General features: G+C 34.0%; 23 protein-coding genes. 5 read left to right on the top strand and 18 right to left on the bottom strand.

Annotated elements, in window-relative coordinates:
- Positions 1 to 36 precede the first annotated feature (36 nt).
- From LC076_RS09455 to LC076_RS09420, 8 genes are all read right to left on the bottom strand, one after another.
- Positions 37 to 2241, bottom strand: a complete 2205-nt coding sequence (locus LC076_RS09455; RefSeq protein WP_226667995.1) for a sensor histidine kinase — start codon at positions 2239 to 2241, stop codon at positions 37 to 39.
- On the bottom strand, positions 2219 to 2911 hold the full coding sequence (locus LC076_RS09450; RefSeq protein ID WP_226667994.1) for a response regulator transcription factor: 693 nt from the start codon (positions 2909 to 2911) through the stop codon (positions 2219 to 2221). Before LC076_RS09450 ends, LC076_RS09455 begins: the two co-directional genes overlap by 23 nt.
- Before the next feature lie 201 nt (positions 2912 to 3112).
- Positions 3113 to 4135, bottom strand: coding sequence for a Gfo/Idh/MocA family protein (locus LC076_RS09445; RefSeq protein WP_226667992.1), 1023 nt, complete (start codon positions 4133 to 4135; stop codon positions 3113 to 3115).
- A gap of 24 nt (positions 4136 to 4159) precedes the next feature.
- Complete coding sequence (locus tag LC076_RS09440) at positions 4160 to 4981, bottom strand: carbohydrate ABC transporter permease (RefSeq protein ID WP_146948624.1); 822 nt, start codon at positions 4979 to 4981, stop codon at positions 4160 to 4162.
- On the bottom strand, positions 4978 to 5925 hold the full coding sequence (locus LC076_RS09435) for a carbohydrate ABC transporter permease (protein ID WP_226667990.1): 948 nt from the start codon (positions 5923 to 5925) through the stop codon (positions 4978 to 4980). Before LC076_RS09435 ends, LC076_RS09440 begins: the two co-directional genes overlap by 4 nt.
- 52 nt (positions 5926 to 5977) lie before the next feature.
- The gene (locus tag LC076_RS09430) at positions 5978 to 7288 is read right to left on the bottom strand and encodes an ABC transporter substrate-binding protein (RefSeq protein WP_226667988.1); all 1311 of its coding nucleotides are present in this window, start codon (positions 7286 to 7288) and stop codon (positions 5978 to 5980) included.
- Between the two features lie 26 nt (positions 7289 to 7314).
- The gene (locus LC076_RS09425) at positions 7315 to 8079 is read right to left on the bottom strand and encodes a sugar phosphate isomerase/epimerase family protein (RefSeq protein ID WP_226667986.1); all 765 of its coding nucleotides are present in this window, start codon (positions 8077 to 8079) and stop codon (positions 7315 to 7317) included.
- Positions 8080 to 8184: 105 nt separating this feature from the next.
- Positions 8185 to 9216, bottom strand: coding sequence for a LacI family DNA-binding transcriptional regulator (locus LC076_RS09420; protein WP_226667985.1), 1032 nt, complete (start codon positions 9214 to 9216; stop codon positions 8185 to 8187).
- A gap of 336 nt (positions 9217 to 9552) precedes the next feature.
- Between LC076_RS09420 and LC076_RS09415 the strand changes: the two genes are divergently transcribed.
- The 4 genes from LC076_RS09415 (at position 9553) to LC076_RS09400 (ending at position 13714) form a co-directional block, all read left to right on the top strand.
- Complete coding sequence (locus LC076_RS09415; protein ID WP_226667983.1) at positions 9553 to 10584, top strand: LacI family DNA-binding transcriptional regulator; 1032 nt, start codon at positions 9553 to 9555, stop codon at positions 10582 to 10584.
- A gap of 88 nt (positions 10585 to 10672) precedes the next feature.
- Positions 10673 to 11836, top strand: coding sequence for a Gfo/Idh/MocA family protein (locus LC076_RS09410; protein ID WP_226667981.1), 1164 nt, complete (start codon positions 10673 to 10675; stop codon positions 11834 to 11836).
- A 21-nt stretch (positions 11837 to 11857) separates the two neighbouring features.
- Positions 11858 to 12586, top strand: a complete 729-nt coding sequence (locus tag LC076_RS09405) for a ThuA domain-containing protein (protein ID WP_226667979.1) — start codon at positions 11858 to 11860, stop codon at positions 12584 to 12586.
- A gap of 51 nt (positions 12587 to 12637) precedes the next feature.
- On the top strand, positions 12638 to 13714 hold the full coding sequence (locus LC076_RS09400) for a Gfo/Idh/MocA family protein (RefSeq protein WP_226667977.1): 1077 nt from the start codon (positions 12638 to 12640) through the stop codon (positions 13712 to 13714).
- A 268-nt stretch (positions 13715 to 13982) separates the two neighbouring features.
- On the opposite strand, the gene LC076_RS09395 is transcribed toward LC076_RS09400, so the two are convergent.
- The 6 genes from LC076_RS09395 to LC076_RS09370 all read right to left on the bottom strand — a co-directional run bounded on the left by LC076_RS09395 (position 13983) and on the right by LC076_RS09370 (position 21594).
- On the bottom strand, positions 13983 to 15017 hold the full coding sequence (locus LC076_RS09395; RefSeq protein WP_226667975.1) for a SepM family pheromone-processing serine protease: 1035 nt from the start codon (positions 15015 to 15017) through the stop codon (positions 13983 to 13985).
- Between the two features lie 191 nt (positions 15018 to 15208).
- Entirely contained in the window at positions 15209 to 17965 is a 2757-nt protein-coding gene (locus LC076_RS09390) for a GTPase domain-containing protein (protein ID WP_226667973.1), read from the bottom strand.
- Between the two features lie 701 nt (positions 17966 to 18666).
- A complete protein-coding gene (locus LC076_RS09385) occupies positions 18667 to 19134 on the bottom strand; it encodes a hypothetical protein (protein WP_226667972.1) in 468 nt (155 codons plus the stop codon).
- 437 nt (positions 19135 to 19571) lie between these two features.
- Positions 19572 to 19976 (bottom strand): DUF350 domain-containing protein, encoded by a 405-nt coding sequence (locus tag LC076_RS09380; protein WP_226667970.1) that lies wholly within the window; start codon positions 19974 to 19976, stop codon positions 19572 to 19574.
- Complete coding sequence (locus tag LC076_RS09375; protein WP_226667968.1) at positions 19973 to 21247, bottom strand: glutathionylspermidine synthase family protein; 1275 nt, start codon at positions 21245 to 21247, stop codon at positions 19973 to 19975. The genes LC076_RS09380 and LC076_RS09375 overlap by 4 nt, the downstream gene beginning before the upstream one ends.
- On the bottom strand, positions 21247 to 21594 hold the full coding sequence (locus tag LC076_RS09370) for an aminotransferase yhxA (protein WP_226667966.1): 348 nt from the start codon (positions 21592 to 21594) through the stop codon (positions 21247 to 21249). Before LC076_RS09370 ends, LC076_RS09375 begins: the two co-directional genes overlap by 1 nt.
- Positions 21595 to 21681: 87 nt before the next feature.
- On the opposite strand from LC076_RS09370, the gene LC076_RS09365 reads away from it, so the two are divergent.
- Positions 21682 to 22122: a hypothetical protein gene (locus LC076_RS09365; protein WP_226667964.1), complete on the top strand. Its 441-nt coding sequence runs from the start codon at positions 21682 to 21684 to the stop codon at positions 22120 to 22122.
- A gap of 20 nt (positions 22123 to 22142) precedes the next feature.
- Here LC076_RS09365 and LC076_RS09360 read toward each other — a convergent pair whose 3' ends face one another.
- The 4 genes from LC076_RS09360 to LC076_RS09345 all read right to left on the bottom strand — a co-directional run bounded on the left by LC076_RS09360 (position 22143) and on the right by LC076_RS09345 (position 26159).
- Positions 22143 to 22898 (bottom strand): LamB/YcsF family protein, encoded by a 756-nt coding sequence (locus LC076_RS09360; protein ID WP_226668542.1) that lies wholly within the window; start codon positions 22896 to 22898, stop codon positions 22143 to 22145.
- Entirely contained in the window at positions 22885 to 23919 is a 1035-nt protein-coding gene (locus LC076_RS09355) for a biotin-dependent carboxyltransferase family protein (protein ID WP_226667962.1), read from the bottom strand. Before LC076_RS09355 ends, LC076_RS09360 begins: the two co-directional genes overlap by 14 nt.
- Positions 23919 to 24629, bottom strand: a complete 711-nt coding sequence (gene pxpB / locus LC076_RS09350) for a 5-oxoprolinase subunit PxpB (protein WP_226667960.1) — start codon at positions 24627 to 24629, stop codon at positions 23919 to 23921. Before pxpB ends, LC076_RS09355 begins: the two co-directional genes overlap by 1 nt.
- Before the next feature lie 282 nt (positions 24630 to 24911).
- Positions 24912 to 26159, bottom strand: coding sequence for a glutamate-5-semialdehyde dehydrogenase (locus LC076_RS09345; protein WP_226667959.1), 1248 nt, complete (start codon positions 26157 to 26159; stop codon positions 24912 to 24914).
- Position 26160 lies beyond the last annotated feature (1 nt).

The following is a 26160-nucleotide window of genomic DNA, read 5'->3' as shown; positions in this document are numbered from 1 at the left end:
AGGGGCCAGACCCTTGTCTGACCCTAAACATAAAGTTTATTTTTTTTCTTCCATTTTATCCAACAGAATTGTCACTTTATATAAATCACCATCAACATCTATATTAAGTTGGCCTTCATGAAGATCGATGATTGACTTCGCAATGGCAAGACCCAATCCTGATCCCTCCGTTTGTCGTGACTTATCTCCTCTTTTAAATCGTTCAAATAATTCCTCAACATCATCGTTTAGTTCATATTTTGATATATTCTTAAATGTAATACATACTTGATTATTTTCTTCCTTCACTTGAATATAAGCTCTTGTATGCTCTAGTGAATATTTAAGAATATTGCCAATTAAATTATCAAAAACTCTCCAAAGCTTTTGACCATCTACATATGAGAAAACAGAGCTTTCTGGATTCATTACTCTAAATTGAATAGTCGACTCCTGAATACTTTCGTTATACTCTGCTAATGCCTGTTGAAGCAGTTGAACAATATCAACTTTTGCCTTAGATAGTTCAATGTTTCCACTAGCCATTTTTGACGCTTCAAATAAATCATCAATCAAACTCTTAAGTCTTTTAGATTTACGGTCAATAATTTCTATATATGTTTTCCGTTCATCTTCTTCTATATTAGGATTCTTTAATAGCTCAGAATAAGTGATGATTGATGTTAATGGAGTACGTAAGTCATGGCTTACATTCGTGATTAATTCTGTTTTTAATCGCTCACTTTTCACTTGTTCTTTTTGTGATCTTTTCACACCATGTTTCATACTATTTATATCTTCTGCAAGCTTTGCCAACACAGATTTACCAGTTATTTTTAAATCCGGTTCAAAGTGACCATTTGCTAAAGCATTAGTATTACTGGTTATCTCATTAAAATATGCAGTACGTTTCACAATTAGTAAGAAAATCGGCAAACCTAAAACGATAAAAACAGGTATATAAACAAGTAAAATTTCAGGTTCATAAAGTACAAGGCCAAATCCTGCTCCAAACACAAAAACAATTGCTAATAAGATAAATACTTGCCAACCTACAGCTTTATTCAAAAAAGCCACTTGAACCATTTTAATTAACTTACTTGTAAGTGTATTTTCTAGATTCTCTTTATGAGAAAAGACATTTATTACTCTAGGATATAAATAGATTCCTTGAACAAGAGATAAACCTAGAAATAGCGACAACCACCCTAGCTCAAAGACAAACCATACAAAATCATAATACATGTAATCTAGAGAGTCCAAAAATAAGATCCACCAAAAAAATGTTGTACAAACGAAAAAGAAAAATGCTACATCTATAGGTAGTTTGTCAGCGATTTCTTTTATTCGATTTGATTGAATTTGAATAATAACATTTAATTTTTTCCCAATAAAGAAACTAGTAAATAAAGCAATAATTGCGGCAATGACTTTCCCCCAGAAAAGCTTCTGCTGGGTTTTAAATTCTTGGTAATTCGCTAAAACAAAGTTATTATTTCCAGAATTCTTAACAACTGCAATTGTACCCTCATAAAGATCATCTGAATTTTCGTCACCTACATGAAGGTATTCCTCGTCAGGATAAAGTACCCTATTATTCAACGACAAATATGTGTTTTGTTTTGAAGGGTATTCTATCACATGATGTGTTGTTTCTTCATTAATATATTTTTCAATACTTCCATCATCTTTAATTGGTAAATTGGTATAAACATCACCTGATGAGGTATTTTTTAAATAATAGAAAAATGCTTCCTTGTATGATTGATATTCTCCGCGATAGCTCTCAAGATCATCAAAGTGTTCATCAATGGCTTGCTCTTTTTCTTTTATAATTTTTTCTTTAACATACTCATCACTTTCGAAATTCTTCGTAATGTCCTCGATTTTTCCATCTCTTTCTGTACGATATAATTCTGCAACTTTTTCAGATTGAGCCTCTTCGATCTTAGATACATATTGACCCTCAATATTCATTATTTGATCGGTTAAATCACCATAATGAAATCGATGTTCTTCTATTTCTTCATTAGACACTGTAATTAATTTTTTTACTTCTTCCTTAGATTGATATGAAATTTCAAACGAATTCACATACATTAGTAATTCATCAACTGTCTGCTCAAACTGTGATGTTTTAAAATAACTTTGCTTCTCAAAATCGTAGTTATTATTTATAACGGAAAGCACACCACTTACTCCATATGTAAATAAAACTAGCCATACAATTAATAAAGACCTATTTTTCCATTTTGTATCCAATTCCCCATACCACCTTCAAATATCTTGGATTTTTAGGGTCAATTTCTATTTTTTCGCGAATTTTACGAATATGCACGGCAACGGTATTTTCAGCGTTATAACAAGGTTCTTTCCATACTCTTTCATAAATTTCAGAGATAGAAAATACATGACCAGCATTAACCATTAACAATTCAACAATTTTAAATTCAATTGGTGTTAACTTCACAGGTTCTCCACCAACAGCAACTTCTTTTGCAGACTGATCGATTGTTAGTCCATTAAGATCAATTGATTTATTTCTTCCTTCAAAAGGACCTAATGTTACATATCTTCTAAGCTGTGATTTCACCCTAGCAATAAGCTCTAAAGGATTAAATGGCTTTGTTATGTAATCATCTGCTCCAACCTGTAATCCTAAAATTTTATCTGTATCTTCACTTTTAGCACTCAGAATAATAATAGGGATGTTTTTTTGTTCTCTTATTTTAAATGTTGTTGAAATACCATCCATTCTAGGCATCATAATATCTAATAAAATCAAATGAATTTCATGTTCGTTCAGACGTTCAATCGCTTCAACACCATCTTGAGCCGCGATAACTGTCATACCTTCATTTTTCAAATATATCTCAATCGCTTCGCGAATTTCTTTATCATCATCTACTACTAAAACGGTATAATTAGTCATCTTTTCATCCTCCTTTCCAAAGTATACCATGAGTTATATTTGTTGAGATTGTTCTTAGTATAAACAAGAGTTCTTAACAGAAGGGTAGGGAAATTTTGAAGAAATTCTTAAGATTAGACTTTCTTTTATTTGAGGGTTGTTTAGCATGGTGTTTAAGTCAAAAAAATAGTGAGCCACTAAGGACTCACTTATTTTTGATGCCTATATCTTCACTACTTTTTTCGTCTCATTAGATTCAAGTGCTGCTAAAATTACTTCAAGTGATCTTTTACCTTCTTCTCCAGTTATAAGTGGTGTTTTTTTATTTATGATAGAGTCGATAAAGTGATCAATAACATGTGTATTCGTTTGACCCCCTTCATCATTTGTTTGAATTTTATCTAATTGATACTTCACAACCTCTCCTGTCTTATATTGGACAATTAGTGAATGGCCTGGGTCATCTTCTAATCTTAAAACAGCATTTTCAGTATATATAATAGTAGAGTTGTCACCACCGGTTACATATGACCAACTAGCTGCTAATGTTCCAATTACACCAGACTCCATTTTCAAAATCACCACTGCGTTATCGTCTACCTTTGTATCTCCCTTTGAGGATGTCTCAACAAATGCACTAACCTCCGCTACATCTCCCAATAAATAACGAATTAAATCTGATTTATGGACACCTAAATCACCTAATGCACCAATGAATGCCTGTTCTTTTTCAAAGAACCAGCTATTTCTCCCATCAATGCTCCACCTCTCTGGTCCAGGATGACCAAATGTTGTTCGAAAACTATAAATCTTTCCTATCTCACCGCTTTCGATTATTTGTTTTGCTTTCTGGTGAGATGATACAAAGCGTTGATTATGCGCAATCATTAATATTTTGTCATTTTGTTTAGCTGCTTCTATCATTTTTTCTGCTTCTTCTCTTGAAGTTGCCATAGGTTTCTCACAGAGAACATGTTTACCGGCATTTAAAGCAGCAATTGAAACTGGAGCATGAAGATTATTAGGTAAACAAACACTTATCACATCTACTTCTGCAAGTTTAATAACTTCTTCGTATTGTTCAAATGCATTTGCACCATATTTTTCAGCCATTTCAATTGCACGTGACTTCACAACATCACACACTGCTACGATATCTACATTCTCATTTTTTGCATACTCAATTAAATGACGTCTTCTTGCGATACTTCCACAGCCAATAACTCCAACCTTGATTTTTGTCATCATTACCTACCTCCATTTTTTGTTTTATCCTTTTACGGCCCCACCTGCTAAACCTTTTACAACTTTCTCTTGAGAGAAAAGATAAACAACAAGAATAGGCAAGCTAGCTAATGTTAAGGCGGCCATAAGTCCTGGTATATTTACTGAGAATTCTCCTTTAAAGTCTTGTAATCCTAAAGGTAATGTCATGTTTTCTGGGCTTGAAATTAAAACAAGTGCAAAAATAAATTCGTTCCAAAGATGGATAAAGTTATAGATCAACACCGTCATTAAAGCTGGTGTTAACATAGGGAGAATCACTCTCCAGAAAATCCCGAAGTGGTTACAACCATCCATTTTTGCTGCCTCTTCTAATGATTTAGGAATTTCCTGCATAAATTGAGTTAAAATAAAAATTGAGATAGGGAGACTAAATGCAATATAAGGTCCCAATAATGCCCATATCGTATCGAATACTCCCATGCTTTGTGTAAGTTTAAAGATCGGAATAAGCGTGGCATGAATAGGTAGCATCATTCCTGATATAAATAGTAGGAATAGAACTTTGTTTAATTTGAATTTCATCCTACTTAAAGGGTAGCTTGCCAATGCAGCTACAAACATGACAATAATCACAGCTATAATTGATACAAAAATACTATTTATGAAGTATCGGGTTAATCCCATTTCAAAAACTGATGTGAAATTTTCTAAACTAAACGATGAAAATAACGCAAATGGTTCCTCAAAAAAATGACTACGTGATTTGAGAGAAGTTGAAATCATATAAATGAAAGGAAAACCCGTGAAAATTAACAACATAAAAGCAATAATATAAAGGGGTAGTTTCTTTAACCTCATTATCATATTCCGTAGGCTCCTTTCTTTTTGCGAAAATGATCCATAACCTGAATAATAATAGTAACGAATAGAGCTAAAAAGAACATAATAAAAGCAATTGCACTTGCATAGCCCATGTTAAAGTTAATAAATGCTTGCTTAAACATATATGTTCCCAGTAATTCCGTTCCGTGATTAGGACCTCCACCTGTCATAATATAGAAAATATCAAATGCTTTTAATGATCCTACAATAGCTAAAATAGAGGAGCTTACGATCGTTGGCATTAGAAGTGGTAATGTAATGTTAAAAAACTTTTGAAAAGAACTAGCACCATCAATTTCAGCTGCTTCATATAATTCGCCAGGTATTCCAACAATCGCAGCTTTAAAAAGAATCATATAAAATGGGGAGAATTGCCAAACAATAACTAATAACACAGCAAATAATGCGGTATTCGTTTCACTTAGCCATGAAACGTTTTCAAAACCAAATACATTTATTATGCTATTAATTACCCCATTTAACGGATCAAACATTAGTACCCATAACAATCCGATGGCTACAGTTGACATGAGAAATGGAAAGAAATAAACACTACTAAAGAATTTTATACCTTTAATAGGTGCAAATAACATTAATGCCATGATTAAACCAAGAGGAATTTGAGCAAAAACTGAAGTTAATACTACCCATGTATTATTTGTAAGAGCTTTCCAAAAAACAGCATCTTTGAATAGATCAAGATAATTCTGCAAACCTACAAATACTCCTACACCCATTCCATCCCATTCATAAAAGCTATACATAAGAGTGGACATAATAGGAAATAAAACATAAACAGCATATATAATAATCGCTGGTGCAACAAATGCGCTAATCGTTAATGCACTTCTAATTTTTTTATACTTTGTAACTGTATTAAGCTCAACTACTTCATGTCTATCAGCTATTTTTACAGGTGTATTCATTGCAGTCACTCCTTTTCTAAAACAGGAGGGGACAACCCCCTCCTACTTTTTATTACTTTAAAACTTCTTTAGCCTTTTCTTCCATTTTTTTTGCTGCTTCTTCAGGTGTCATGTCTTGCCCAAAAATCGCTTGAGTTGTATCTTTGTGTAATTCTGCTAATTCAGGAGGAAGTGTTTGGTCATAAGGCATTTGTAAATGAGTTGCTTGTTGTACCACATCATAAAATCTTTTTGTGAATTCATCTACTGGAACAACGTCTTTAATTGCTGTTAGAGAGCCTGTTCTATCTGTATAATTTTGAGCTGTTTCTGCACTAGTTAATTCTTTAACAAGTTCAGAAGCTAAATCGTGATTTTCACTGTTTTGTGCTATTGACCATACAGGTCCAGTTGCTGCTCCCACATGTGTTTGATCTCCTTTACCATTAGGAAGTGTTGGGAATAAGAAGAAATCTAATTTCTCTTTAAATTCCGGAGCTTCTTGTTTTACATTATTTAAAAATGAGATAGTCATATCCATCATTGCAGCCTGACCAGTATACATTAACTGACGACCTTGACCTTCATCATATGGAACACCGTTAAATCCAGGATTGAAGGCATCTCTTTCTACTAACTCTTGAATATATTTTCCAGCCTCAACATAAGCAGGATCATCAAAACCTTTTCCTTGTCTATTAAAAGCACTCTCAAACAGTTCAGGACCGGCAATTCTGCTTGCAAAATTCATTAGATAATAAGCACCTGGCCATTTTGTTTGGTTTGTTAAAGCAATAGGGATAATTTCGTTTTTGTTTAACGTATCAATAACATTAAGCCACTCATCATATGTTTTCGGTGCTTTTAATCCGTATTTATCAAATATCTCCTTGTTATAAAAAACAACATCTATCGAAAGGCTTAAAGGCATACCATATACCTTACCATCAAAAGTGGCATTGTTTAGCGCAAGTTCATTAAAGTGAGATTTATCCGTTTCTTCTGTGATATCGTACACTTTTCCTTGATCAACAAAGTTCTTTAACCAGCCGCCTCCCCAACTATGAAATACGTCTGGGGCATCATCACCAGACATAGCAACTGATAACTTTTGTTTGTAAGCATCATTAGGAATTTGTAGGATCTTTACTTCAACATCTGGATGCTTTTCTTTGAATCTCTCAACTGCTTCTTCATAAACTAACTCTTTTTCCCCTGTGTCAATATGCCAGAATTCTAATGTCTTTTTCTCATCATTTGTTTTACTTGAATCTGCATCTGATGTAGTCTCCGCTGTTGACCCACCCCCGTTAAGTCCACAAGCAGTTAGTAGTAATACAGCCATAATTGTTAAAATGGATAGTAATTTCTTCAATTCTTCCATCCCCTTTGTTTTCGTTATTATAGACTTTAAAAAGTGATTAATTTCTTACTTTTCAGATAATTCATACTAATTTCTATGCTATCTAGAGGTAAGATTCTTGATCTGTCCTGCTCAACAATAAACCACTCTACTTTCGATTGTTCCCCTTGCTTAAGTACACCATCTAGATTTACACCACCAGTTCCTAACTCAGCAAAAAATTCTTCTCCATCTGTTGTCATATCCTTTATGTGAACAAGCGGTGTTCTTCCTTCATATCGTTTTAACCACAGAACTGGATCCTCTCCGGCTTTAGTTAACCAATAAACATCAAACTCTGCCTTAACCCATTCAGAATTTGTTTCCGCTAATATGAGTTCTAGAGGCATTTTGCCATTATCTAACTTCACTAATTCAAAGTCATGATTATGATAAGAAAGAGTTATTCCTGCTTCATGACACTTTCGTCCAATTTCATTTAAGATTGGAATGAGCTCAAAGTAAGCCTCTTTTGATCTTCTTTCAGTTGGCAGTACAGGACATACAACATGTTGACTACCAATTATTTGCTGATATTCAATTACTTGCTCTAATTCGCTTTCAAGCAATGATAGTTGCACATGGCTAGAACTTGCTTTCAGTCCTAGTCGGTCAAGTTCCTTTCTCATTTGATATGCTCTTATTCCCCCATATCCAGCAAACTCGACCCCTTGATAACCAAGCTTTGCTACCTTTTCCAATGTACCTATAAAATCTTTTCCAGTCTCTTCACGTAAAGTGTATAACTGTAAACTGAATTGAATATTTGCCAAAATGATTCCCCCTTTCCAACAGATGTTTGTAACCGGTTACATTTATATTTACGATTACTAACGACTTCAGCTACTCACCCCCTTAAAATTGTAACCGATTACATTTTATGTGCTAATTTCCTCATTCATTACCTTTTCTTTTATTTTTCCACCACATGAATCTCTAACAATTAAATCACAGTCTAATATATATTGTGACTTAAGCATAGGCTTTCCTTGAATTTGCTGTAATAGTAATTTCATAGACTTTTGACCCATTTCAAAAAGTGGTTGCGCTACTGTCGTTATGGCTGGATCAAATTTAGATGAAAATGTTATATTATCGAATCCTACAACGGCTATATCTCGAGGAACATCAAATCCAAGCTCTTTTGCAGCTTTTACTGCTCCCATAGCCATTTCATCATTTGCTGCAAATATAGCAGTTGGTGCTTTCTCAATTGCCAATAATTTCATCATTTGGTTATAGCCAGATTCAAAAGTGAAATCCCCCTCTTGGACTAGCATATTCCGAACTTCAATATTATTTTGCATCAACGCTTGTCGATAACCATTATAACGACCTTTAGAAATCGCAAATTGCAATGGTCCAGTTATATGAGCAATTTCTCTGTGACCAAGTCTAATAAGATGTTCAACAGCTTCTCGACTACTACTAACATTATCGATTGATACAGATGGAACCTTTAATCCCTCAATATATGCAGTAGCTAGAACTAGAGGATATTCTTCACTTAAAGACTTTATATAGTTGGGATCCATCCTTTCTGATAATAGAATCATACCGTCTGTTTGCCTTTTCTTTAGTAAATCAACTAAGTTATATTCGTTTTCAACTTTTCTATTTGTATTCCCTAGTAACACCCTATATCCATGATTTGCTGCTTCATATTCTATCCCTTCTATAATTCCAGAGAATACGGTATTTGTAATACTTGGTACAACTACGAGAATTATATTAGTTTCATTTCTACGAAACTGTCGAGCTAGCATGTTAGGCTTATAATTTAACTCATCAATTACATTTAGGACTTTAGTTCTCGTTGCCTCCTTTACAGTTTCTGGATTATGTAGAACCCTAGAAACTGTTGCAACTGAAACATTTGCTAATTTTGCTACATCACGCATTTTCACCATATACCATTCTCCTTGCGGATAACTTATCCTTCTATGTTTGTTTCAGCTTTAAATTTTGTAAACGATTACATTTTTGATTATAAATCCTACCAAACTATGTTTCAACATCATTTTCCAAAACAGGTAATAAAGCCCATAAAAGAACCTCCACACAAAGTATGAAGGTTCCTCAAGTTTTTCATATAGAAAGTATCAGGGGGGATACTGTCTTTAGGAATATACCCTAATAAAAATATCTTAAACATAAAAATTTTTTTTATATTTAATTTTTATTTTTCATTGACATTCCATCTAGAAACAGAGAAAATGAACGCGTGTACATAATTGTTACAGGGGGTGAATACATTAACTAGTAGAAAAGATGTTGCCAGATTAGCAGGAGTCTCCGAAGCTACTGTTTCTAGGGTATTCAACAATATCTCGCCTTTGCGAGAGCAGACAAAACAAAAAGTATTACAAGCAGCGAAAGAGCTAAATTATCATCCTAATGTCATTGCACAAAACTTTGCAAAAGGAAAAAGCAATAACATAGGTGTGATCGTTCCTTATCTCCCAAAAGTAAACTTACTGTCTACTCATTATTTTTCAGAGCTAGTTAGTGGGATTGGCGCACGACTTGGTGAATTAGGTTATGGTTTATTGTTAATATTTCAAACACCTGATGAACGAAAAGATTATGTTCAGCTTTTTCACTCACAAAGAGTAGACGGCTGTATCATCTTAGGTGCCAGACATAACAAAAATGAACTAGAGGCACTTGAAAAACTTCATCAATTGAAATTGCCCTACTGTCTTATTAATCAAACCTTTTCTGAGCAGCATTTTCATTTTATTGATGCAGATCATGTGGATGGTAGCTATCAAGCAACAATGTCTTTATTAGAAAAAGGATTTCAACAGATCCTCTTCTTAAATGGTCCACTTGAATTTTCTAATAGTCTAGACAGACTTCAAGGATATAAAAAGGCCCTAAGTCAAAAGGGAATACACTTTAACGAGAAGTTAATTTTCGAAGGGAATTATAGTCGAAAAAGTGGATATAAAGCTGCGGATCAAATCTCTTCTTTATTAGCTAAATCGAAAGCTATTATTTCAGCAAATGACCGAATGGCTATTGGCCTTATGCAAAGGCTTAATGAATTAGGTTTTCATGCTGGTAAGGATTATGCGATTATCGGCTATGATAACTCTGAAATCGCAAAAATGACCACTCCATCATTAAGTTCTGTAAATGTTCCATTTTATGAAATGGGACAATTAGCAGCTGAGAAGGTTCTTCAATCCATCACACATGATATAAATGAGCAAATTATGATTAAACTACCCGTTTCATTAATTGAAAGAGAATCTTCATTACATGTGCACTAATATTGTGCTAATAATCGGCATTAATACTTATTTTAGATTTTTTTGTTTATAAAATACTTTCTATCAAACTTTGAAAAGAGGAAATATTATGGACAAAATAAACATTGGAATGATTGGTTACAAGTTTATGGGGAAAGCTCACAGTCATGCTTATCGTGATTTACCTCTTTTTTTCCCAAACACAATTCGACCTGAAATGAAGGTAATTTGTGGTCGGAACACCAAAGGAGTTGCAGAAGCAGCGAAACAATTTGGTTGGGAAGAATATACAACAGATTGGAAAACCCTTATCAAGCGAGAAGATATTGATTTAATTGACATTAATGCACCAAGTGATGTACATAAAGAAATTACAATTGCCGCAGCTAAAGCAGGTAAGCATGTTTTTTGCGAAAAACCGTTAGCGCTTACATTAAAGGATTCACGTGAAATGCTAGAGGTTGTTGAAGCAGCAGGTGTAAAGCATATGGTTGGCTTTAATTATCGCTTTGCTCCTGCTGTTATGTTAGCAAAAAAATTAATTGAAGAAGGAAAATTAGGAGATATTTATCATTATCGTGCATGGTTTTTACAGGATTGGCTAGTGGACCCTAACTTCCCTCTTGCATGGAGACTTCAAAAGGAAATTGCAGGCTCTGGTTCTCATGGTGATTTAGGTGCCCATTTAATTGATTTAGCACACTATTTGATCGGTGATATGACAGAAGTTATTGGGATGAGCGAAACATTCATTAAAGAACGACCTATCGCAACGAATACAACTGGATTATCAGCAAACAGTAGCAATGCTCAAGCTGAAAAAGGCAAGGTTACTGTTGATGATGCCACTTTATTTATGACTCGTTTTGCTAACGGGGCGTTAGGAAGCTTTGAAGCTACCCGTTATGGTACTGGACATCGTTGCACGAATTCATTCGAAATTAACGGAAGCAAAGGCAGTGTCATTTTTGACTTTGAACGGATGAATGAGTTACAAGTGTACTTCACAGATGACCATGAAGATGTGCAAGGTTTCCGTCGTGTGTTAGCAACAGATCCATCACATGCTTTTGCTGAAAATTGGTGGCCACCAGGACATACAATCGGCTATGAGCACACCTTTATTCATGAAGTGGTTGAACTAATGGAAGCATTTAAAGAAAATCGACAACCTGTACCGAATTTCCATGATGGTGTTAAATGTCAACAAGTGTTAGAAGCAGTTGATCAATCGATCGAAAAACGTCAATGGGTTTCTATTTCAGAAGTTTAATAGAATAAAGGAGTGGTTGAAATGAAAAAAAGCGCACAAATTGTATGGGGTGGATGGGATGGTCATGAACCAGAACAAATTTCACAAATCTTTAAAAATATTTTAGAAGAAGAAAATTTCAATGTGGAGGTTTCTTCTTCATTAGATGTGTATGCTGATGCTGAAAAACTGAAATCATTAGACTTAATTGTTCCACATTGGACTATGGGAGAGATACCCAAGAAATATGTTCTCAATATTTCTGAGGCCGTCATTAACGGTGTAGGATTAGCAGGCTGTCATGGTGGAATGTGTGATTCTTTTCGAAACAATGTTGACTGGCAATTTATGACTGGTGGAAACTGGGTGGCACACCCAGGAAATGATGGTGTGGAATATATCGTCAACATGAAGGATACGACAAATCCTCTATTAGAAGGTCTCTCTGATTTTAAGGTTGTGAGTGAGCAGTACTATCTTCATGTGGACCCAGCGGTTGAAGTATTAGCGACGACCCGCTTTCCTGTTGTGGATGGACCACATGCAACAAATAAACCTGTCGATATGCCAGTAGTTTGGACAAAACGTTGGGGACATGGTCATGTCTTTTATAACTCATTAGGTCATAAAGCAAATATTGTTGCCATGCCAGAAGTTTCACTTATTATGCGTAGAGGATTTTTATGGGCCGCTGAAGGTAAAAAACGCACTACAGGGTTAGCCACTTCAACAAATGGTCGTTCTTATACTGGAATGGGAGATAGCCAATAATCTCTTACGTTATTAATTTAATAATCTTTATAAAATAATGGAGGGTTCAATATGAAGAAACTCAAAATAGGTATTATCGGTTGTGGAAACATAAGCTCTATCTACATGGAAAATTGTCAAAAATTTGAACATCTCGATCTGGTAGCTTGTGCTGATTTAGATGAACAGCGCGCTCAATCACAAGCAGCTAGATACGGTGTTCCTAATGCATACTCTGTTGAAGAATTACTCGCTGATCCTGAGATTCAATTAATTATTAACTTAACCATTCCAAAAGCTCATGCCACAGTTTGTATCCAGGCTCTTGAAGCTGGGAAACATATTTATACAGAAAAGCCACTTGCAGTGACTAGAGAAGAAGGAAGACACATTCTAGAAACCGCTAAAAAGCACAATCTCCTTGTAGGCAGTGCACCAGATACTTTTTTAGGTGCTGGAATACAAACGGCTATCCATTTAATTGAGAAAGGAGAAATCGGTACTCCCATAGGAGCTTCTGCTTTCATGATTGGACGTGGCACTGAGCATTGGCATCCAGATCCTGCCTTTTTCTATGAAATAGGTGGTGGCCCTATGTTTGATATGGGACCGTATTATTTAACAGCTCTAGTAGCACTATTAGGACCAATTGAAAAAATATCTGGATCAACTCGTATTAGTTATCAAAATCGAACAGTGACGAGCGAACCAAAAGCTGGAACAATAATCAACGTTCAAACTCCTACTCATATCTCTGGAGTAATTGATTTTGCATCAGGTGCAATCGGAACGATCACAACTAGTTTTGATGCTATGGGTGGATCTTCCCTTCCTCCTATCGAAATTTATGGCAGTGAAGGAACTTTACTCGTTCCAGATCCAAACACATTTGGTGGACCAGTTCGTATTAGGAAAAAAGATGAAAAAGAGTTTATAGAAATTCCATTATCAAAAGGCTATGCTCAAAACAGCAGAGGACTTGGTGTAGCAGATATGGCCAAAGCTATTTTAAATGGAGAAAAATACCGTGCAAATGGCGAATTAGCTTATCATGTATTAGAAGCCATGCATGCATTCCATGACTCATCTGACAATGGTACCCACTATCGAATGGAAAGTACATGTGAAAAACCAGAACCTCTAGTTTAAGATTCGTCATATGATTAAGTAAGCGTTTAACTATTCGTTGAACGCTTACTTTCTTTATTGTTAAAAATTCCAATGAGAATACTTAAATCATGAAAAAAACTTTACTTCAAATAAGAGAAGTAGAAAGTGGTAATCTGTCTTATACCTAGGAAAAAAAGCGCTTATTATTTCCTAGGAAAACGAATGCCTTTAACAGAAATCAACAACAAAGTTAACAAAGTCTAACAAAAAAGAGAAACCTACATGGCTCCTCCCACTCTAAACTCATTCACTTCTTCTGATCTAGCTTCTCTAAGTAATCAACAGCTTCACTCAATGTAGCTACAGGTACAACCCGAATATCATAACCATTTTCTTTTACCGCAGCCACAATATCCTTTTGATTTCGATCATAGCTTGTTATATCTTTAGGTGTAAAGAAAATCTCAACACCTTCTTCGGATGCAGCTGTGATTTTGTGTGTAATTCCGCCAATTTGACCTACCTTTCCAGTATGATCAATGGTACCTGTTCCGGCAATTTTGTAGCCTTTTGTTAAATCCTCAGCAGTTAATTGATTGAGGATTTCTAGTGAAAACATTAGCCCTGCAGAAGGTCCACCTATATCTTCACTATTAATTTTTACATCCTTTGATACTGTAGCAGTAAATTCCTCATCTGGTACTATTCCTATTCCAACTTTATCTGAAGATGAATCTAAGGATATCATTTCAACAGATTCCACAAGCTCCTTTTTACCTCGTTGAATTGAAAGTTCTGCAAAATCACCCGCTTTTTTATTATCTTCGATATATGAAATGAAATTTGGTACATCGCTCAGCTTTTCACCATCTATGGCTGTGATGATATCTCCTACTTCAAGAATATCTTTTGCTGGAGAATTAGATAAGATTGATCTAACAAAAATTCCATTGTAACTAATTTCTACATTTTCCCCTGCTTCTGTAAATCCTGCAACTAATGCATTTTGTTTTGAATCCTGCATCATAAAATCTAATAAATTCGTATATTCTTTATCTGTTAAATCACCTTTTACATCTTCTTCTTTTTTAATATCAGTGTGTGGTGCGACTAAACCATATGCTAATATATATGGGTTAAATGCCTTAACAGATAATACAGTAGTTAAATTAAAGCTTCCTTGTTCATCTTTATGCGCACCCTCTATCGTAACCTTTGGTTCAAGATCTTCAATTGTCCCTGGCTGATAAAGATAATATGGAGTTGGAATAAAAGCAATAATAACTAAGATTAAAAGAAGAATCAATAATCTATTTATATAACGCCTATTCATTTTTTTCATATGTACTTTCTCCTGTCAGTCTACTATTTTTTTACTCCATTATACTCCTTAACAAAAGAAATTTGGTTTTTTTTACATAAATTTTTGTGAAGATCACCTATGTAACGTTTCGTATACTATATTTATCTGATGTAAATAAAAAGACTTATATCTACGTTTGAATACCACGTAGATATAAGTCTTTTAACTTCTTAAAAACTTCGACTATACCCTTTTTTTGCCTGAAGCATAAATTCTTGTTGCAATAGGTTGACCTCAAAAAGTTTTAATGGATCATAAAAAATTTCCGGGTTTTCTTTCATTCTACTTAATTCATCTTTATCATTTTGAATATTATTTTCAATCTCAACTATGATATTTTCTACCTCATGTATAGAGCTAGTAAAGAAAGTTGTTATATCTTTCCTCAACCCCTTTTCAAATAATTCTAGAGGTAAAAATAGCTTATTTGTAATTGTATTTGCGACTTCTTCATAAGATTCATTTTCTACATATTTTTTATATTGATTATATAAGACACTATTGTTTTGATTCATAGCGCCAAAGATTCTTCCGGCTCCTTTTAAAAGAATCTGGGTCGGTTTGTTTTTTAACATAATATTCTCATTATCATAAAAAATTCTTGCCATCATTCGGTCTATATCTCGGCGCCAATCATATAAAATTGAAAAGTCACATTTTAATGAAAACTTTTCTTCTTGATAGATATCATTAAATGTTTCGCTCATTTCCACTAAATATGTTTGACTTTCATGAAGTTCATCATGAGATGCCGAAACCCAAGTTTCAAGCTGGTGACTAACCGTCTGGAGTAGGTTCTCCTCTACATATTCTTTGACTTTATTGTTCATATGATCGTTAAGGGCTATATGAATTTGTTTAAAGTCACTATCTTCTTTGATAATCTCAGCACTTTCCTTAAGTAACTTCGGTAATGTTTCTTGTAAGTCAACTTTAAAGTTCGTTATTACCTCATGGTAGGCGGAAATCAGTGATTCCACTTTTTCTAGTTGTAGATCTGTTAGTTTATTGTTAAAGCCTTTTAAACGACCTAAAATATCTTCATTCCATTGAATAGAATGAACATACCCTTTTTCCATATCTTCCCGCTTTTGTAGTAAATCTGCTATGACTTTTCTTATCACAGTTAAGATTTTTGTCGTTCTTTTTTCCTCTATTTGTTGCAATTCACTAGGAAAGTTAGTATCTAAAAATCTATTTAACTGACTATTTTGCTGGCTATATGGATATAAAGATGAATAAGGTAAAATTTCAGCATTTGGGAAAAGCGAGTGAAGTTTAGATTTGATTTCAGTTATAATGATCTCCGTATCTGCATCACTTGCCACTAAATCAATTTTATTTAATAAAAAATGAACCTTGAGAGTTGGTACAAAATTTTTCATTTGATATAACATATCATATTCTTTATCCGATAAAGATTTGGAACCATCTAAAACAAAAACAACTCCGTCAGCTAATAATAACGAATCAAAGAGTTCATCTCTTACAACGCCACTACTATTAATCGGTGGTGTATCAATAAATGCGCACTGTTGTTCATGTAAGGTAATACAAGGTTGTTTTACTTGAAAAAGAGAATCTGGGTTGGATTCCATCTCTTTCAGTAATTCTGTTTTATTATCTATCTCTTGATCTCCAGACTGAGATATTTGATTGATAAATAACTCCTCATGGTCACGAAAAACAACAAAAGATTGTGTTGCACCAGTGTAAAGTTTGTCACCAAATAAAGAATGAATAAACGTTGTCTTGCCACTACCTTCATTCCCCAATAGAAGTATATGCTGTTTTACACTTCTATCAATCAACTCTTCCGCCCACCATCTAAGCTTATAATCTATATCTAGAGTATGGCTTCCTGCCCAACTAATAATAGTATTAAAGAGCTGAAGAGCATCACTCAAACTATTTCGCTTATTATCTGCATCAAATATAATGGTTTCTGCTTTTGAAATTGCATCTTGATCCATTGTTGCTGGAAAAATTTCATTCCAAGCAAGTGCAATAGCTGATGGAAACAAGGCATTTGTCTTAGTAGCAAGCTTTAACCAGCTTGCTACTAATTGTGGAATCACAGATTTCAGCTTTTCTAACATATATGTACCATCTGTAAGTTCAAGAAATGTTTCTTCAAATAATGGAATCAATTGCTCCCAATGATATTCATCATCAGTTTCTACAGTTAATATCATTTCATTTAACATGTTAAGCCAACTAATGTATTCTTTTGTTCCTCTATAACTCTTCCATAAAGCTTTTACATAATCAACATACATTACTTTATTTATATCAAACATTGTTAGCATCGTATCAGCAAAATATTCAGGAGAAAAATCCTTCATTTGATTTGCTTTTACATATGAAATTAAGATAGAAAACCATTCTTCTTTTCCTGTACGTAAAGTTTCTGAAACAGCTAGCATCACTGCATGTTGATCATCTTGATATTGTTCATAAAACGCGCGGGCAATCATGGTTACTTCAGGATAATCAGGATTTAGATTAATTGCATGCTTTATCGTTTCATAAGCATTGTCTATTTTATCCCTCTCTTTATAAAGTGAAAATAGTTTCAAAGCTACTTCACTATTTAAAGTAGAATCTTCTGTATCAATTGAAGTATACATATCTTCAGCAGCAGAAAGTAAGCCAAGCCTATAATAGGCATCACCAATATTCATTTTTGCCCATTGCTCTAATTCATTTTTTATATTTTCCCATTTAAAGATAGCTGTTTCATAGTCATGATATTGAAAATAAATTTCTCCTTGTGCATAACGAATATATGACAAATCATAGCTTTCTTCCGTGTTTTGTTCATTAAAATATGCTTCCCCCAGAATCTCTACTGGCATTTTCTGATTTTCATCTGATAAAAATGATTCATAAAACGTTTTATGAATTAACTGATTTTCACTTATCATCTTAACCTCCCGCAAACCATTATTTGTTATGATGTATAAACTTTTGAACCTTCACCCATCACATTGACTTGTTTGCATGGTTCTTCTATATGAATTTAAGAGAAGCTCAAGGTGCTTAACCTTAGGCGATATGCATAAGGCTAGGTTAATAAGGAAGATGTACTTAATATCCATTCCTATTTGACTCTATACAACTTATGCTTTCTTACCTTGATACAAATTCAACTATCTCTTATGGTTTATTTTAACAAAAATAGTTAATTTTAAAAGAATGTTTTTAATTACCTAACTACATAATATATGATTGAATACTTGTTCTTAGGCTTCATTGTAATCAATTCAAGGAAAACTTTAAACACTTCTGCGGAAACACATTGAAAGCGCGTCGATTGGGTGGAGATTTTGCAATTAATACATGTAAAAGTGATTTATGGCCCACTAAGAGCTACATAGCCATAAAAGCAAAAAATAAAACCAACATCTTCATAAATCATACGTTTGAAGAGTTAGTTTTATTAGGGTATCCTATCTATTCTTTCCACTCTGAATGAAGGTAAGTAATTAAACTAATTATACGGTAAAAACAGAGTACGAAAGGTATCTTTTTCAGAGAAAAATATACCTACTCTTGACTTATACAATTCTGTTTTACGTTTATAAAAGTAACAAAGTATGCCGATAACTACCTTCAAATAAAAAACTTAAGAAGCTCTTTTCCTATTAATGAGTATCTTAATAGTAAAACCAATTAATAATCCTGGAATAAGTGCAAGTATTGGCAACCAAATGGGACCTAATAAAACACCATTAATCTTGAAAATTGGTGAATACATTAATCCAACCGTAACTGTGTAAGCACTACACACAAACGGAAGAAATGAAAAGGGAGACACTTCACCTTCTGCATCCTTAAATGCATCCCACATAGCAAACATATACACACACGGATAAAACATTAACCATTGAAAATTCAAAACATCAAATGCTCGGTCAATTTCACCTAAAAAACTTGCCATGATCGCTTTGTTAAAATTACTATTAACATTTATTAGAAATTCTAAGAATATAAAAATGAAACCCTTCACAATTTTCCCATTCAAAAATTGCGCAAAACCCGGTAACGCAATACTCCATAAAATTGCTTCTGTTTTTGATGTTTTTAATGTCATAAAAAAGCGCTTCCTATTCATCTTTTTTAGGGCGGGAATTGTTAAAATAACAGTGCCTTTATAACATTTACAAAGACTTCCATATTTATTCCTATATTTATAAGGTACTAAAAATTTCACCTTATTATCTTTCATGAATTATTTTCTTTTTTTCGCCATTTGATGGGATGACTTGTATTAAGAATGGAATGGAGGGAAGATTCGGGTCTTTTTAAATGTGTTTTGGTTTTTTCTATTGTTAGAATCATCGAGGAATTTATAAGCATAGTCAAAGGAAGATTCCAATAGCGCAAGCGCTGTGGAAGCTCCCTGACTTCACTAAGAAGAACAGCTTTTAAACAAGGATGCCCGTTGAAGATCTTTATATCCATAAAAATCGAACATTTCAACTCATTTTCAACAAGCTACTTTAAAAGCCAGTAAAAAAAGAAGATATATCAATATGTTAATGAAGCTGCAATGATTAATCCGATTGATACTGATAAAAACAGCAAAAATAACCCGACCGCTTGATTGTCTTCATCAATCGCCTTTGTTATATTAAATTTAGGTGTGAGAAGCTCTGCTAGATAAAAGATGATAATTTGCATGATGATCGCTAAGCTACCCCATATAATCATATCCAAAATATTTACAGAGTTTGCTATGGCAGAATATAATACAATGGCTAAACCTAAGATTCGACCTCCAAATGCATACACTGCTGCTTTATTACCATTTTTAATCAGTTCAAATTCTTTATTCTTTGTCGTAACCTCAAAAAGGATAATTCCTACAAATAATAGGAGACACGCCAAACCAATATAAGATAAAGTTGATAAAAATAAATCCGAAAAATTCATACTTTAAAATCCCTTCTTTCCTGTTTTATTCCTACTGGTAAAAAATACGCATGATTATCCGTAATTTGACTTCCTGCTCTTAATCCAATTCCACAGGCTTTTCCATTTATTAAGAAACTGCCAATTAAAATTTTGGCTTCTTTTATTCCATTTACTGTTCTAATATCCTTCGATGGAAGATCAACATATTTCTGGTACACGGGTAGTGAATGTTCATATGAATGATTTCGATCTTCTAGTAGTTTTTTTGTTCCATGATAGATTGAAACTGTATCTCCTTCTCTTCCAAAGCTTGGTTTTTTTACATATTTCCACCCTTCATCTAAAAATACATCTTCTTCCAAGTAAGTTGGTAGGAAATAATCATTGATCCATTGTTTTTCTTCTACAGTGAAATACGAAGAATCTACCTCTTTCATTCCCCAAATCACTGCTTGCACAGCTTTTGATTGCAATAGGAAGGCTGAAATTGGATTTAGCATGATCAACTTATTCGAATAAACAAGCTCAATAAGTTGCACGCCTATTTGTTCTTCTGTTTCGTCAGACACATCTTCTACTAAATGTTCTAATGGATAGGTTTGTCGATAAAGAACATCGATTTTATTGCCCTGATCATCATACAACCCTTCATCCTTTTTAATTGATAATTTATGTAATGGTACATATTTTGCTGAAACATTGGACGTTTCCATTAAAAATTGTGTTGTAAGTTTATCTTCTTCATTCTGATCATGTGATGTAAATACAATATGAGGGTGACCATTACATTTTGTACGATGGAGAGCTTCACCTAAAGCTTTTCTCATTTCTTTACCTACTATGTTTACTAACCCATCATTTGGATCAATTGCACCAAACTCGCGACAGAGGTGTCCATTTACATGAAATACTTCTTTTTCAAAAGTAGGAGTATCGCTGTTTAGTTCTAGAACCTTTAACCCCTCACTTGTTTGAACAAGATCAACTCTAGCGATAATTGTTTCAACTGGTAATGCTCTATGTCTTATATAAGGAAGAGCACTTTTAGGAATATCTAGTTGAAGAAGTGTTTCATCTGAAGAATCACGTAATAAATCAGCTATTTTAAAAAAGATTTTCCCGACTCTTTCAGTTACCAATTGAATATTTTCAAGCTCTTGTTTTTTTATGAATTCAATATCATATAACGCATATTCATTGTCATTTAAATCATGCCAGAAGGAGCTAATTTGATTATAAATTTCTGCACGTTTTTTTATATGATTATGCTTATTAAAAACCTGTGACATTATCCACCAAAACCTCCGCTTGAGCCTGATCCAAATCCAGAACTAGATTTAGATACAGCACCTCCACCTTTAAATGTGCTACTTGATTTATAATTTTTATAAGCTGAACTCGTTCGTAAGCTACTTTTTGACGCAAACCAACTGCCTCCATAATAATAATGTCCACGATGTGTGGAAGAATCATCATCACATTCCCACACTCCTTCATCAGATTCCCATTCCCAATCACCACAATCTGTTCCTTCTGGGACTGGTGGAAGTGATTCATCATTTCCACAACCAGCAACAGCAATCATAGAAGCTGAAATCACACCAGTTAGTAACATTTTCGTTTTTTTCTGAGCCATTACACAACCCTCCTCTCACATAAAAAAAGTTCTATCAGTATCACCTTATATAGTATAGTAAATATAACCATATATTTGGAGGTAAATATGAAAAAAAGTTATAAATTGGAATACAGAATAAATGACGAACGAAATAATTACCCAGCTTTATATCATTATGAATTTGAAGATCCTTATGAAATCTATTGTCGAAGATTATGTGAATTCTTCATTAAAGGAAAACAAGTTTATAAGCAAACCTCATCAAGTCTTGAGGAAGAATACTATGTTATATATGTAGAAAAAGATACTGATGAGTACATATTTGAAGATGCCGAAACCTACTCCCATGTCACACTTGAAGTACGTGATTACAAAGAATATAGTGTTTCACCTTTAATCTTCACATATGATTTATATTCACACGAAGAAGTTCTATCACTAATAGGAAATGATTATTTATGGATCGAGAACGAAGAATACGAAAAAATCTCCGCCGAAATTGACGAAGATCGATCTACTTATGTACTCTATATGGTTAAAACGTAAAAGGGGGTCTGCCCCCCCTTTTACATACTCTTTACACTAATTTCATGTTCATGTAATGCATAGTGGATTTTTTTCGCAAATTTAGCTGCGTTTTCTCCATCACCATGTATACAGATTGTGTTTGCAGTAATTGGGATTTCTATGCCACTTGTTGTTGTGACTTTTTGCTTTTTCACCATGTTGAGAACTTGTTTTACCGCATCATCTTTATTTTTGATTAAAGCATTCTCTTTTGTTCGAGGAGTTAATGTTCCATCTACTTGGTATGTTCGATCTGCAAACACTTCACTTGCCGTTCGTAAACCATGTTTTTTTCCAGCTGTAATTAATTCACTTCCAGAAAGACCATATAATATTAGTTCAGGATTTACTTTATATACAGCTCTAGCTATTGATTCGGCCATTTCTTTGTTAACAGCTGCTGAATTATATAAAGCTCCATGAGGTTTCACATGGTGTAACACTCCACCTTCTGAGATGACAAAACCATTTAAAGCACCAATTTGATAAGTAACTAAATCATAAACTTCCTCAACTGATAGCGTCATATTTCTTCTTCCAAACCCACTTAAATCATCAAAACCAGGATGTGCACCGATACTAACAGAATGATCCAAAGATAATCTTACCGTTTTTCTCATCGTTGTAGGATCACCAGCATGAAATCCACATGCTATATTTGCTGATGTAATTGATGATATGATTTCTTCATCTGAACCAATTGTATATGCACCAAAGCTCTCACCCATATCACAATTTAAATCAACCTGTAGCACCATGAACCATCCTCCTAATTGCTAAAAACAACCCTATCTTCAATTGTTTCACTAACTTTTCTCTATTAATTAATAATTTTTGTGCGTCACCAAGTGATATCTCTTCAAAGGAAATTTTTTCACCAGGAATCACTTGAGAAAGAATTGGTAAATCAACAGTTGCAACATACCCAATTTTAGGATATCCACCTATTGTTTGACAATCTGCCATTAAGATAATAGGCTGACCATCATGAGGTACCTGAATCGTCCCCTTCGTAACAGCCTCTGATAAAAGATCCTTTTTTTGATTATATTCTAATTTAGTAGATTGCAAACGATAGCCCATCCGATCAGAATTTGTTTTAACTTGAAAAGGAATAGTCTCAAAATTCTCCAAAGATTTTTTCGTAAAATCAAAATATTGAGGACCTTTCATAAAACGAATAACTGATTTCCTCCTGTAAATTTCTTTGATTTGAGAACTAACTGTCCATGAAACAGATGTAAAACCAGATTTAGAGCAAGATAATTCACTTAAATACCTTAAGAGGATTTTATTGTTTTCACTACTAAATTCATTTATCTTCAGTAGATCATCTTTTTTAAGAGGTCTCCCGTGATATCCGCCTATAGCACCTCTACTGTATGTACTACTGCTGTTCATTACTATTGGAACATCATATCCTCCAGCTACAGCTAAATAGCAACGACAGCCTTCGATTGGTCTGCCAAACGTCAATACGCTTCCTGGTTTTATATAAACTGGTCTCCATAAAGTTATGTCCACTCCATCAATTTTCGCAGATAAATCAGCTCCACAAATTGATATAATCGCTTCACTCTTAAATACCAAAGTAGGCCCTATCAAGGTTATTTCTAACAAAGGGTCGTCATCATTATTACCTACTAAAGCATTTGCTATTTTTGCGGCATATTCATCCATAACACCACTAACAACAACCCCATATTCTTGAAAACCATATCTACCTAGATCTTGAACAGTAGTGGATAAACCAGGTTCAAGTACCTCAATTGTCATCAAATCACCTCCCAATTCTCAAATTGCTCTTCAGTAATTGGTGTAAAGCGAACAACGTCACCTGCTCTTAATAAACTTGGTTGATCCCTATCTGAATCAAAAAGAGTTAGTGGTGTACGACCGATTAATTGCCATCCTCCAGGGCTTTCAATTGGATAAATCCCTGTTTGCTCTCCTCCAATTCCAACACTTCCAACAGGAATAGTTTGTCTTGGGGTCGATTTTCGAGGTGTAGCAATTTTTTCCGACATCCCACCTAAATAAGGAAATCCTGGAGCAAAACCAATCATATAAACAAGATAATCCTGTTCAGTGTGAAAATTTATAACCTGCTTTTCTGTCAAGTTATGAAACCTTGCTACTTCTTCTAAATCTGGTCCATATTTCCCACCATAACAAACAGGAATAGAGAGCGTATTTGTTTCCATGGTGTTTGACGAAACATTGATAGCAGTGATAATGGTAGAAAGTACTTTCACAACCTCACGATAAGGTGTTTCGTTAAAATGATTTAATGTGATCTTTGTAGGATCATAGAAAACAGTGACAGATGTATAACTAGGTGTTACCTCCACCATACCTTTAAAAGGATTTGATTTTAAATGTTCAAAAAGCAGTTTTACCTTTTTATGTGTATCTATATGTATTTTCTTACCTAATTGAACAGTTACGGCTGAATCACCTTGTGAAAGAAAATTAAATTCATCCATAATCATTCTCCTCCCTTTATTTATTATGATATGGATATTAGTTAAGAAACTCATCTTGCAAATTAATAATATCTCTTTCCTTTATCTTAACATTTTCTTTTATTTTTTCTCTATTCATACCCTTTGATGATGTTAACTCTCACATTTTGCACATGCTTAGAAAATATTTTTCTACTTCTTGTTTAAGTCAATTGTAAGGATAACCCAGCAAACTTTACAAGCCAAAATAAAAAGAAGAAGCTCACTAAAATTAAGTGAAAACTCCTTCCTACATTTACATCATTAGTGGCGAGTTTGTCCGGTGCCGTACACAAAGAATTTACTAGATGTAAGGGCAGGCAATCCCATTGGTCCTCTAGCATGTAATTTTTGTGTGCTAATCCCAATCTCAGCTCCATAACCAAATTCTGATCCATCTGTAAAGCGTGTTGATGCATTATGATATACCGCAGCAGCATCTACTTTGTTTAGAAATTTCTTCGCATGATTCTGCTCCTCTGTCACAATGGCTTCTGAATGATTTGTTCCATATTTATTGATATGAGCAATTGCTTCATCAATACCACTAATAACCTTCACACTCACTGTTAATGCTAGATATTCTTTATACCAATCTTCTTCAGTTGCGAGTTTTGCAGCACCAAAAATGCTGCTAACAACTTCATCTCCATATATTTCTACTTGCTGACTGTTTATAGCGTCTAATAAATCCTTCCCATACTGCGCAAACCATTTTTCTTCAATTAGTATTGATTCAATTGAATTACACACTGATGGACGTTGAACCTTCCCGTTTAAAACAATACTTTCAGCCATTTTATAGTCAGCTGTTTTATCTATATACACATGGCAGTTTCCAGCTCCAGTTTCAAGCACTGGTACTGTTGATTCTCTTACAACTGTATCTATTAAATTTTTTCCACCACGAGGAATTAGTACATCAAGGTATTCTTTCAGGTGGAAAAGCTCTTTTGCTGTTTCTCTGCTCGTATCCTCAATTAACTGCACAGCATCAACAGGGAGATTACTTTTCTTCAGTGCATTATGAATAGATTGCACAAGAGCTTGATTAGAAAAACTTGCTGAAGAACTACCTCTTAATATAACTGCATTTCCGGTTTTTAATGCAAGTGTTGCAGCATCCACAGTTACATTTGGTCTTGCTTCATAAATCATACCTATCACACCTAGTGGCACCCGTTTTTTCTTAACCAACAGTCCATTGTCCTTTTGGATTGTTTCTAGTACCTCACCGATCGGATCTTGTAATGTGATCAGCATTTGAATCGCTTCTGATATATCAATAATTCTTTGTTTGTTCAGCATAATTCTATCAAGTACACTGTCTGTTAATCCATTTGTTTTTCCTGATTCAAGATCTTTTGCGTTTTCATTAATAATATACTCTTGATCAATCAATAATTGATCAGCTATTAATGCTAACGCGGCATTCTTTTCTTCTGTTGAAATATCGACCATAACAAAGCTAGCTTCCTTGGCTGCTTTGCCTTTTGCTATCACTTCACTCATT

The organism is Metabacillus litoralis, assembly GCF_020524045.1.
GTDB classification, from domain to species: domain Bacteria; phylum Bacillota; class Bacilli; order Bacillales; family Bacillaceae; genus Metabacillus; species Metabacillus litoralis_C.
This window is presented reverse-complemented; position numbering and strand designations above follow the sequence as displayed.